General features: G+C 66.5%; 11 protein-coding genes and 1 pseudogene. 10 read left to right on the top strand and 2 right to left on the bottom strand.

Features of this window, described 5'->3' with window-relative positions; genetic code table 11:
- The 8 genes and pseudogenes from VFA16_RS12445 to VFA16_RS12410 form a co-directional block, all read left to right on the top strand.
- Window positions 1-613 (top strand): annotated as a pseudogene (locus tag VFA16_RS12445) (carbamoyltransferase HypF); the annotation flags it as partial.
- Complete coding sequence (locus tag VFA16_RS12440; RefSeq protein WP_324968103.1) at window positions 613-1386, top strand: HypC/HybG/HupF family hydrogenase formation chaperone; 774 nt, start codon at window positions 613-615, stop codon at window positions 1384-1386. The pseudogene VFA16_RS12445 and the gene VFA16_RS12440, both read left to right, overlap by 1 nt.
- Complete coding sequence (locus VFA16_RS12435; protein ID WP_324968102.1) at window positions 1383-2048, top strand: SIS domain-containing protein; 666 nt, start codon at window positions 1383-1385, stop codon at window positions 2046-2048. Before VFA16_RS12440 ends, VFA16_RS12435 begins: the two co-directional genes overlap by 4 nt.
- Complete coding sequence (hypE, locus tag VFA16_RS12430) at window positions 2045-3157, top strand: hydrogenase expression/formation protein HypE (RefSeq protein ID WP_324968101.1); 1113 nt, start codon at window positions 2045-2047, stop codon at window positions 3155-3157. The genes VFA16_RS12435 and hypE overlap by 4 nt, the downstream gene beginning before the upstream one ends.
- Window positions 3158-3190: 33 nt before the next feature.
- Window positions 3191-3463 carry a HypC/HybG/HupF family hydrogenase formation chaperone gene (locus tag VFA16_RS12425; protein WP_324968100.1) on the top strand — a complete coding sequence of 91 codons (273 nt, stop codon included), beginning with the start codon at window positions 3191-3193 and terminating at the stop codon, window positions 3461-3463.
- A 15-nt stretch (window positions 3464-3478) separates the two neighbouring features.
- A complete protein-coding gene (gene hypD, locus VFA16_RS12420) occupies window positions 3479-4615 on the top strand; it encodes a hydrogenase formation protein HypD (protein WP_324968099.1) in 1137 nt (378 codons plus the stop codon).
- Entirely contained in the window at window positions 4612-5352 is a 741-nt protein-coding gene (locus tag VFA16_RS12415) for a DUF6390 family protein (protein WP_324968098.1), read from the top strand. The genes hypD and VFA16_RS12415 overlap by 4 nt, the downstream gene beginning before the upstream one ends.
- Before the next feature lie 54 nt (window positions 5353-5406).
- A complete protein-coding gene (locus tag VFA16_RS12410) occupies window positions 5407-5895 on the top strand; it encodes a flavin reductase family protein (protein WP_324968097.1) in 489 nt (162 codons plus the stop codon).
- A 72-nt stretch (window positions 5896-5967) separates the two neighbouring features.
- Here the strand turns inward: VFA16_RS12410 and VFA16_RS12405 are convergent, their stop codons facing one another.
- Window positions 5968-7080 carry a PQQ-dependent sugar dehydrogenase gene (locus VFA16_RS12405; protein WP_414687706.1) on the bottom strand — a complete coding sequence of 371 codons (1113 nt, stop codon included), beginning with the start codon at window positions 7078-7080 and terminating at the stop codon, window positions 5968-5970.
- Between the two features lie 189 nt (window positions 7081-7269).
- Between VFA16_RS12405 and VFA16_RS12400 the strand changes: the two genes are divergently transcribed.
- Entirely contained in the window at window positions 7270-8121 is an 852-nt protein-coding gene (locus VFA16_RS12400) for a DoxX family protein (RefSeq protein WP_324968096.1), read from the top strand.
- A 10-nt stretch (window positions 8122-8131) separates the two neighbouring features.
- On the opposite strand, the gene VFA16_RS12395 is transcribed toward VFA16_RS12400, so the two are convergent.
- A complete protein-coding gene (locus VFA16_RS12395) occupies window positions 8132-8470 on the bottom strand; it encodes a PH domain-containing protein (RefSeq protein ID WP_324968104.1) in 339 nt (112 codons plus the stop codon).
- A 447-nt stretch (window positions 8471-8917) separates the two neighbouring features.
- On the opposite strand from VFA16_RS12395, the gene VFA16_RS12390 reads away from it, so the two are divergent.
- Window positions 8918-10054 (top strand): thiamine pyrophosphate-binding protein (locus VFA16_RS12390; protein WP_324968095.1); only part of this gene is annotated, 1137 nt, incomplete at its 3' end.

Raw genomic sequence — 10054 nt, 5'->3', positions numbered from 1 at the left:
GTGGATGGCCGGCATCGACTGGACCCCCGACCTTGCCCCGGTCACCGCAGCAACAGCTGCCGAACTGCGGCTTACCCGTTCGCAATTGCACAGCGGTGTGGGTTGTGTGCCGTGTTCGAGCATGGGCCGGCTTTTCGATGCTGTCGCCTCGCTGCTGGGCGTGCGACACCGGATCGACTACGAGGCGCAGGCAGCCATCGAACTTGAGGTGCTGGCCGAGACGGCTGGCGACCCGCTGCCACCGTTGCGGTTCGATGTGCGGTCGGACGGGGTGATCGACCCGACCCGGATGGTGCTTGCGATGGTGCCGGCCCTGCGCGCCGGGGCAACACCGGCGGCGTTGGCGGCAGCGTTCCACGAGGCGGTGGCGATCGCCGTCGCCGAGGTGGTCGGTCTAGTCGCGGGCCACGTCCGCTTGGTCGGCCTCACCGGTGGGGTGTTTCAGAACGTGCTGCTGCTGACTGCCTGCCGGAAGCGGTTGGCGCAGGCGGGATTCGAGGTGCTGACCCACCATACGGTTCCGCCGAACGACGGCGGACTGGCGCTTGGTCAGGCCGCGGTCTCCGTAATGACCGCGCTGGACCGGCAGTCTCACGTGGGGAGGGCTGATTGATGCGTTTAGCTACCACCGCGATTGACCGCGGGTTGGGCGCCGAGCTGACGGCTGACCTGGCCGCTACCGCGTTCACCTTGGCCAAACGGTTCGCAGCCGGCGCCACCATGTGGTCGATCGCGCCCGGCTGGGAGCCGCACGCCTTGCACATCGCGGTCGAGTTCATTCATCCGGTGATAGTGGGGAAGCGGGCATTGCCGGCAGTGGCGATCACCGGTCCCGATGTCGTCGACGTGGTCCGGGTATCGGTGCGCCCCGGCGACATCGTCGTCGCGATATCTGGCGCCCACGATGCTCAGGTGCGCTCGGTGATGCGCCGATGCCCGGCGTGGGGCGCCACCACCGTCTGGATCGGCAGCGGGGAGCGGCCGAAGCCCGGTATGGCCGATCACGTGCTCTGGCTTGACGATCCCGATCCGCGCGTGCCCGCAACCGGAGGATTCGTCCTGTTCTACCACCTGCTGTGGGAGCTCACCCACGTCTGCTTCGAACATCCCGGGTTGCTGAGACAAGAAGGCGCCGACGACGTCTGCGTCACCTGCAGCGACGAGGGCCGGCTCGGCGAGGTGCTGGCACCGTCGACCGAAGGGCTGGCGGAAGTGCGCACCGCTAAGGGCATCGAGACCATCGCCACCACGCTGGTCGACCCGGTTGCTGTCGGCGATCTGGTGCTGGTCCACGCCGGGACGGCGATCAGCCGCGTCCGCGACGACGACGATGCATTGCGAAGCGATGAGGAGGAGCGGCGCACGTTGACAGTGGAGGACCCGTGACTGAAGAACCCACCAACTTCTTGTATCCGTTCATTGACGCACAGGAGAACGACTCGAAGTCGCTGCTGGCCGACCTGACCGCGTCGGCGCAAGCCAAGGCGGCCGAAAGCCTCGCGCTGCGCCGCTCCACGCTGGAGGAAAACGCCGAACTGCTGACCACCGCAGCCAGCGAGATGGCGCGTCGTTTCGCCGCCGGCGGGCGACTGTTCACCTTCGGTAACGGTGGAAGCTGCACCGACTCAACCACGCTGGCAAGGCTTTTCGCCCGCCCGCCTATCGGTACGCCGCTGCCGGCCTGGTCGTTGACCGCCGACCAGGCGATCTTGACCGCACTCGGCAACGACGTGGGCTTCGAGCTGGTGTTCGCCCGCCAGTTGATTGCCCGCGCCAAGCCAGGGGACATCGCGATTGCGATGTCGACCAGCGGCAGCTCACCCAACCTGATGGCGGCGCTTCGGGAGGCACGCCAGCGCGACATGTACACCGTCGGCTTCGCCGGATACGACGGCGGTGCGTTCGCAAAGAGCGCGGATGTCGACGCGTGCTTCGTGGTTCGCTCCCAGAGTGTGCACCGGATTCAGGAATCCCAAGCCCTGCTGGGCTACGAGCTGTGGTTAGTGGTGCACGAGCACATGGTCAGTCAGCGAGCGGAGGCCCGATGAGCAAGCCGGCAAGCGAATACCTGTCCTCGGGTCCGCGTTTCGCCGAGGGTGAGGTGATCGAGCGCATTGAATCGTTCCGCAGGCGCCGGCCCCGGCTGCTCGACGACCACATCACCCTCGCACACGGAGCGGGCGGGAAAGCCTCGGCCGCCCTTGTCGATGCGGTGTTTATGGAAGCCTTCCGTAACCCGATTCTGGAGTCGCTCGGCGACGGCGCCGTGATCAGCTTGCCCAGCGGCGAGCGGATGGTGCTGTCGACTGATTCGTTCGTAGTGCAGCCCAGGCGGTTCCCGGGCGGGTCGATCGGCGAACTGGCGGTACACGGAACCGCCAACGACTTGGCGGTGGCAGGCGCTGTGCCGCAATGGATTTCGGCGGCGTTCGTCTTGGAAGAGGGGTTCCCGGTTGCCGAGCTCAAGGAGATTGTCGCCGACATGGCGGCGGCTGCGGCCCAGTGCGCTGTGCAGATCGTCACCGGTGACACCAAGGTGGTGCCCAACGGCGCTGCGGACGGGCTATTCATCACGACAACCGGAGCCGGTGTGATTCCTCCCGGGCGGCGCTTGTCTGCCCAGTCGGTTCGCCCTGGTGACAAGGTGCTGTTGTCGGGTTCCATGGGCGATCACGGCATGGCGGTGATGCTGGCCCGCGGCGATCTGGCGATCGAAGCCGATATCTGTTCCGACACCACGTCGGTGAGCCCGTTGGTGGAAGTGCTGTTGGCGGCCGCGCCGTCGACCCGCTGGCTGCGCGACCCCACGCGGGGCGGGGTCGGCACGGTTTGCAATGAGCTTGCTCAGGCGTGTGGCTTGGGTGTGGTGCTCGACGAGGAGCGGCTTCCTGTGCACCCGATGGTCAGCGGCGCTTGTGAGCTGCTCGGCATCGACCCGCTGTATGTCGCCAACGAAGGCAAATTCGTCGCTGTCGTGGCGCCCGAGGAAGCCGACGCCGCGCTGGCGGCATTGCGGTCGCATCCCCTGGGCACCGAGGCAGCCGAGATCGGGCAGATCGTGGCGGAGCCCGCGGAAACCGTGGTGGTACGTACTGGGTTCGGCGGTACCCGCATCGTCGACATGCTCGTCGGCGACCCGCTGCCGCGGATCTGTTGAGGACGTAGCGGGCCGCCACAGGAAGGAGTTGACATGTGTTTGGGGATACCGGGGCGGATCGTCGAGATCACCGACGCCGAACACTATTTGGCAAAGGTCGAAGTCAGCGGCGTACAGCGCACAATCAGCGTGCGGCTGCTGGAGAACGACATGCCGCAACCCGATGACTGGGTGCTGGTCCACGTCGGTTTCGCGATGGCCAAGATCGACGAAACTGAAGCATTGCTCACGTTGGCGGCCGTCAAGAAGATGGGCGACGCCTACGCCACCGAGATGGAAGCTTTCGACTCGACCGCGATCGTCTGACGGGAAGGCCTTGCTATGAAATTCGTCGACGAGTTCCGCGACCCGGCGGCCGCCCGCAAACTATTGGTTGCGATCAAGCACTTGGCCGGGGAGCGCGACCACTTCAAGTTCATGGAAGTGTGCGGCGGGCACACCCACACCATCTATCGGCACGGCATCGAACACTTGCTGCCCGAGAACGTCGAGTTGGTGCACGGCCCCGGGTGCCCGGTTTGCGTGATCCCGATGGGCCGCATCGACGACGCGATGTGGCTGGCCGAGCAACCCGACGTCATCTTCACCTGTTTCGGCGACATGATGCGCGTACCCGGCTCGAACGGCAGCCTGCTGGACGCCAAGGCGCGCGGCGCCGACGTGCGCTTCGTCTACTCGCCGCTGGATGCGCTCAAAATCGCGGTGGACAAGCCCGACAAGCACGTGGTGTTCTTCGCCATCGGCTTCGAAACCACGGTTCCGTCCACGGCGGTGACGCTGGTACGCGCGCGCGAACTCGGCCTGAAGAACTTCAGCGTGTTCTGCAACCACGTCACGATCGTGCCGCCCATCAAGGCGATCCTGGAATCACCGGATCTAAGGCTGTCCGGCTTCATCGGGCCGGGGCATGTGTCGACGGTGGTCGGCAACCGGCCCTATCGGTTCGTGCCGGAGGTGTACGGAAAACCGTTGGTGGTCTCGGGGTTTGAGCCCTTGGACATCTTGGCGTCGGTGGCGATGCTGTTGACCCAGATCCGGGAGGGCCGCTGCGAGGTGGAGAACCAGTATTCGCGGGTGGTGCCCGAAAACGGCAACCCGGCCGCGCTCAAGCTGATGAGCAAGGTGTTCGCACTGCGCCCGCACTTCGAATGGCGTGGGCTGGGCTTCATTTCGCAAAGCGCGCTGCGGCTTTCGGACGACTTCGCCGACTTCGACGCCGAACTGCGTTACGCGATGCCCGGCGTGCGGGTCGCCGACCCCAAGGCCTGCCAATGCGGTGAGGTGCTCAAGGGTGTGCTGAAGCCTTGGGAGTGCAAGATTTTCGGCACAGCATGTACTCCGGAGACCCCGATCGGCACGTGCATGGTGTCCCCTGAGGGCGCGTGCGCGGCCTACTACAACTTCGGGCGGATGCATCGCGACGCCATCAAGCTCGTCGGGTCGTCGGGGCGGGCATGACAGCGGCTGCGGTGGACGCGCGCGGGGCGGAGATGTTTGCCCGCTACGCCTATGCCCCCAACGCACTGGGCTATTGCGGCCCGCCGTTAGGAGCCACATTGCGGGACGGCTCGGTGGACGACGTGCGGGATGCGGCGATGAAGTTCTCCGGCGCCTGGCCCTATTTGCAGGTGCTGTCGACGATGACCGGCATCGCCGACCCGCTCGACTACCGCCTGGTGGAAGCGTATTGGCTCGGCGGGGGTCTCGGCGCTCGGCTGGATCCGGCGCAGTTCGTCGAGCAGCTGCTGGCGATCATCGGCCCGCAGGCGGCCCGCTACTGGTCGCATCTCGGGCCGGATCTGATTGGTGAGGCCGCGGCAAACCACTGCTTCCACGTGTTCGGCATCTATCCTTGGTCGCGGCTGCTCGGGCGGGGACTCGACGAGCACCCGTTGAACGTCCTCGACAATTGCCGGATCACCTGGGGCACAGTGATTTCCCGCGACGGCGACGACATCGAGGTGTCGTGCCGCGCACTGACGTGGGAGGGGCGCGCACTTGGTCTGTCCGAGCCGGCGCCGCGTCGACTCGCCGTGTGGGTAGACGGATACAGTGCGGTACCCGATGTGGCCGTCGGAGACGAGGTCGCAATCCACTGGGGCCGGCTGTGCGGCCGGCTGCAACCCAACCAGATCGAGGCGTTGGCCGACAGCACGGCGCGTCAACTGGACGTGACCAACCAGCGGCTCGCGTAGATGTAGATGCGCGGGGCTGCAACAAATTCTCGCGCGTCAGTCCATGATGAGCGGATGGGCGACGAATCTTTCGACCGGCTGGTCGCAATGCTGGACTACACCATGTTTGTGGTGACCACCCAGGCCGGCGGCCATGCATCCGGGTGTCTGGTCGGCTTCGCGACCCAAACCAGCTTGCAGCCGCCCCGGTTCCTGGTTGGCATTTCCAAGCGCAACCACACCTTCGGGGTGGCCTGCCAATCCGACTATCTGGCCGTGCATCTCGTGGCACGCCGCCACATCGAGTTGGCACGACTGTTCGGCAGCCAAACCGGTGATCGGATCAACAAATTCGAGCACTGCTCCTGGCGCAGCGGGCCCGAGGGCATGCCCATTCTGGATGACGCGGCGGCGTGGTTCGTCGGCAAGACACAGAGCCGCATCGATCTCGGCGACCATGTCGGTCACGTGCTGGAGCCCGTCAGGGCCTACGCCCCCGACAGCTCGGAGGATCTGGTGAGCTTTTCCGACGTCGTCGACCTCGAACCCGGCCACGAGGCATAAGACCGCCCGGGCGTCCAAATCTGATTGCCCGGCTTCTCCTCGCGCCGCTTCACGGCGCGCATCGGACGGGCTCTAGGTCTTGTCGTCGTTGGTACGTGGGAAGCCGCCACCCTGCGGGAACAGCGGGAACACCACATCGTCGAGCTTCTCCGCGTCCCCTGCGGTCTTGTTGACCGTCGCGCCCCAGACGTTGCCGTCCGGCGCCATCCGCACGGCCCAGGCGTGGGCGTGGGTGTCTTGGCGGACGACTTCCGGTTCGCCAGTGACGGCACCGGTCGCCGGAGCGAGATGCACCGCCACGGTTTGCTTGGTGTTGATCAGGTTGACCAGGACGGTGCCGTCCAGCGCCGCGCAGCCGGCGACACCCGGCCGATTTGGCCATGTCCACACGGTCGACACCCGCGACTCCCGCGAGATCCGCTGCAACCGGTCCGCGGTCGGGGCACGGTCGAGAACGTAGAGCGAGCCGTCCACCGGATCGGTGCACAGTCCGCCGCCCGAGCCGATACCGGTGAGCGCTGTGGTCGGCGGCGCCTGGTTGAGCGTGGTCGGCTGCTCGATCCGAATCACTTTGCCGGCCAGCGACGCCGGGTCGGCAGCCGCCGCCGGATTGCCCGCGTCACCCGTCAGCACCACCAAGGTGGTTTTGCTGGTGAAATGCAGCGCGCCGGTATTGCCGGTCGCGCCCTTCGGAATGCCGGTCAGGATGTCCTTGGGAATGTCATCGTCAGCGATGCGGATGACCCGGTTGTCGCTGGGCGTGCTGACGTAGGCGTACATCAGCCGGTCCTGGGAATACGTCGGTGACAGCACGATGTCCATCAGCCCGCCGTCGCCGGACGGGTCGACCGGGATGACGGTCTTGACCTTCGGCTCGGCGCTGACCGAGACCTCCTTAACCGCACCGGTAGTGCGTTCGGCGACCAGCGCCGACTTGCTGTCCGGCAGCATGATCAAACCGCTGGTGCTCTCCAGGCAGCCTTGCATTACGCCCGGCGCCGGGCACTGCTTGGGGAACGGTTTGGCCGGCAGCGGCGGAGGTGGGGGAGGTGTCGAGGTGGCCGGCGGTCGCCGCTGCGGCTCGGTGGTAAACGGCTGCGACTGGGCGTCGTTGAACCGCGCGCAGCCGCTCGAGACCAGCAGCGCCACCCACAGCGCGGCTAGCAGCGACCGCCGTACCCGCATGATGGCCAGGTTACCGCGCCCGGCTGTATCGGCCCGTTCGTCGTGGGCCGGCACCGGACCCACATCGCCGCGCGCGTCGCCGACCCGACGGGCCGCATCAGCGTCGCGGGCGATGAACTGCTAATTAAGTCCGGCGAAAGCGCCGTTCAAATCCCAAATTCAGCGGCAAATGCCCTTACCCTGACACCCGTGACCAGTCAACCGAATGAATCGCACTGGCGACGGCCGGACGATTCCGCTGCGCAGACCCAGGTCCGGCCGGCTTCAGCTAGTCTGGTCGACCCGGAAGACGACCTGCCGTCAGCCAACTATGCCGGCGATTTCGAGACCACCACGATCCCCCACTACAGCTCCGGCAACGACGCTGGCAACGCACGTCGGGTGGGCTCCGGCTTCGGGCTTGGCGGCCAGGAACCGTTGCCGTATATGGAGCCGCAATCCAGTGGCCGACACTCGGCATTCGGGCCAGATGAGACCGACACGGCCGAGGACGATGAGCGGGTTCGCGCCGCCGGCCGGCGCGGCACCCAGAATCTCGGTCTCTTGCTGTTGCGCGTCGGGCTGGGCGCGGTCCTGGTCGCTCATGGTCTCCGAAAGCTCTTCGGCTGGTGGGGCGGGGAGGGCCTGACCGCATTCAGGGACTCGCTGTCCGACGCCGGCTACCAACACGCGGACATCTTGACCTATGTGGGTGCTGGCGGCGAGATCGTCGCCGGAGTGCTGCTGGTATTGGGCTTGTTCACCCCGCTGGCGGCCGCGGGTGCGCTGGCCTATCTGCTCAACGGCTTGCTTGCGGACATGTCAGCGCAGTCCAATTCGAGGTCCTTCCGCTTCTTCTTCCCGGGCGGGCATGAATACCAACTGATGTTGATCCTCGTCGCCGCCGCGGTGATCCTGATAGGTCCGGGCCGCTATGGGTTCGACGCCGGGCGCGGCTGGGCCCGGCGGCCGTTCGTCGGCTCGTTCGCGGCGCTGGTTCTGGGCGTCGGCGCCGGCGTCGCCGTGTTCGTGTTGCTCAACGGCGCCAATCCCCTGCATTAACAACCCGCCGTCAGGCGTAGGGATTGGGCACCCGCCCCGCGCTGGCTTCGGTCAACAACGGCAGGGTCGCGAAGCTGACTGCCGGTAAGCGCAGCTCGTCGCCGCTCTTCAGCTGCGCCCGCGCCCATAAACCGCGACTGAACCGCAGCCCGTCGATGTCATCCCAGTTCACCCTCCGGCTGCCCAGCAGTGTTCGCGCGGTCACCCCGTCGTGGTCGGCGACCGTGCGCAGGCGGACGATCAACGCCGAGAGCAGCACGGGGATCGCCAGCAGCGGCGCGGTGACCGGCCAGGTCAGCACCGGGATGAGCAGCCCTAGGGTGAAGAATCCGACGGCGAAGTGTGCCATCGGCGACACCTTGATCACCACGGGCGGCGCAGGCGAGGTTTGCTCCGAGGAACCGGTAGCCACCTCTGCATCATCGCACCGATCGCCGGCGCCGATTCGCATCGACCGTGCGCCTAGAGCGACCCTGCACGGCGTGTCGTCGCCCTCACCGCACACCGGATGCCAGACACGCACATTTGGTCGAAGCGCTGCGTCGCATAAGGGGGCGGATTTGACGGCTGACCTGTGCGGAGACTACCGTCGAACGCTGTGGATATGCCCAGGATGCTCGTAGTACTTGGTCGGCGCGTTGGTGGCTGACTAGCTCAGGCGGACCTGGCTTTCACGGGCATCAACGCGCAACCCTCGTGCAGCAGCTGAGCTGGCGGGGGTTTTTTGTTGCCCACCCACCGTTCGGCATCCCGAGCACCGCAGCAAAACGATGACAACAGGATCAAAGAGGACACAGTGAGCGCACCCACCACCCCGTGGGCTTCCAAAGCCGAGCCGCAGGCCGCCAACGGCGCGCCGAGCACTCGTAAATCGGCGACGCCCGGGGTCCAGTCGAAAGCTGTTGCGCCGCAGCAGCTTACCGGAGCACAGTCGGTGATCCGATCGTTGGAGCAACTCGACGTAGAGGTCATCTTCGGTATTCCCGGTGGTGCTGTGCTGCCGGTATACGACCCGCTGTTCGACTCCCAAAAGCTGCGCCACGTGCTGGTGCGCCACGAGCAGGGGGCCGGGCATGCCGCCAGCGGCTATGCGCATGCCACCGGCAAGGTCGGGGTCTGCATGGCCACGTCTGGTCCCGGAGCGACCAACTTGGTGACCCCGCTGGCCGATGCGCAGATGGACTCCATCCCGGTGGTCGCCATCACCGGCCAGGTGGGGCGTTCGCTGATCGGCACCGACGCCTTCCAGGAGGCCGACATCTCCGGCATCACCATGCCGATAACCAAGCACAACTTCCTGGTCCGCAGTGGCGACGAGATCCCGCAGGCGCTGGCTGAGGCCTTCCACATCGCGTCCACCGGTCGTCCCGGCGCGGTGCTTGTCGATATCCCCAAGGACGTGCTGCAGGGCCAGTGCACGTTCAGCTGGCCGCCGCGGCTGGATCTTCCCGGCTACAAGCCCACCACCAGACCGCACAACCGGCAGGTTCGCGAGGCAGCCAAGCTGATCGCGGCTGCGCGCAAGCCGGTGCTCTACGTCGGCGGCGGCGTCATCCGCGGTGACGCGTGCGGGCAGCTGCGTGAGCTGGCCGAGCTGACCGGCATCCCGGTGGTCACCACGCTGATGGCGCGCGGGGCGTTCCCGGATAGCCACCCCCAGCACCTCGGTATGCCGGGCATGCATGGCACGGTCACGGCGGTGGCCGGGCTGCAGCGCAGCGACCTGCTGATCGCGTTAGGCACCCGCTTCGACGACCGGGTCACCGGAAAGCTCGACTCGTTCGCCCCGGAGGCCAAGGTCATCCACGCCGACATCGACCCGGCCGAAATCGGCAAGAACCGCCACGCCGACGTGCCGATCGTCGGCGACGTCAAGGCCGTCATCACCGACTTGATCGCCGCACTACGCCAGCAAGACATCGCCGGCGCCCTC

Origin of the sequence: Mycobacterium sp., assembly GCF_035653355.1 — a bacterium.
Lineage (GTDB): Bacteria > Actinomycetota > Actinomycetes > Mycobacteriales > Mycobacteriaceae > Mycobacterium.
This window is presented reverse-complemented; position numbering and strand designations above follow the sequence as displayed.

Excerpts from the sequence above, each read along its gene's own strand:
- VFA16_RS12440 (WP_324968103.1), top strand. The coding sequence starts at position 613 with ATGCGTTTAGCTACCACCGCGATTGACCGCGGGTTGGGCGCCGAGCTG.
- hypE (WP_324968101.1), top strand. The coding sequence starts at position 2,045 with ATGAGCAAGCCGGCAAGCGAATACCTGTCCTCGGGTCCGCGTTTCGCC.
- VFA16_RS12425 (WP_324968100.1), top strand. The coding sequence starts at position 3,191 with ATGTGTTTGGGGATACCGGGGCGGATCGTCGAGATCACCGACGCCGAA.
- hypD (WP_324968099.1), top strand. The coding sequence starts at position 3,479 with ATGAAATTCGTCGACGAGTTCCGCGACCCGGCGGCCGCCCGCAAACTA.
- VFA16_RS12415 (WP_324968098.1), top strand. The coding sequence starts at position 4,612 with ATGACAGCGGCTGCGGTGGACGCGCGCGGGGCGGAGATGTTTGCCCGC.
- VFA16_RS12410 (WP_324968097.1), top strand. The coding sequence starts at position 5,407 with ATGGGCGACGAATCTTTCGACCGGCTGGTCGCAATGCTGGACTACACC.
- VFA16_RS12405 (WP_414687706.1), bottom strand. The coding sequence starts at position 7,080 with ATGCGGGTACGGCGGTCGCTGCTAGCCGCGCTGTGGGTGGCGCTGCTG.
- VFA16_RS12395 (WP_324968104.1), bottom strand. The coding sequence starts at position 8,470 with ATGGCACACTTCGCCGTCGGATTCTTCACCCTAGGGCTGCTCATCCCG.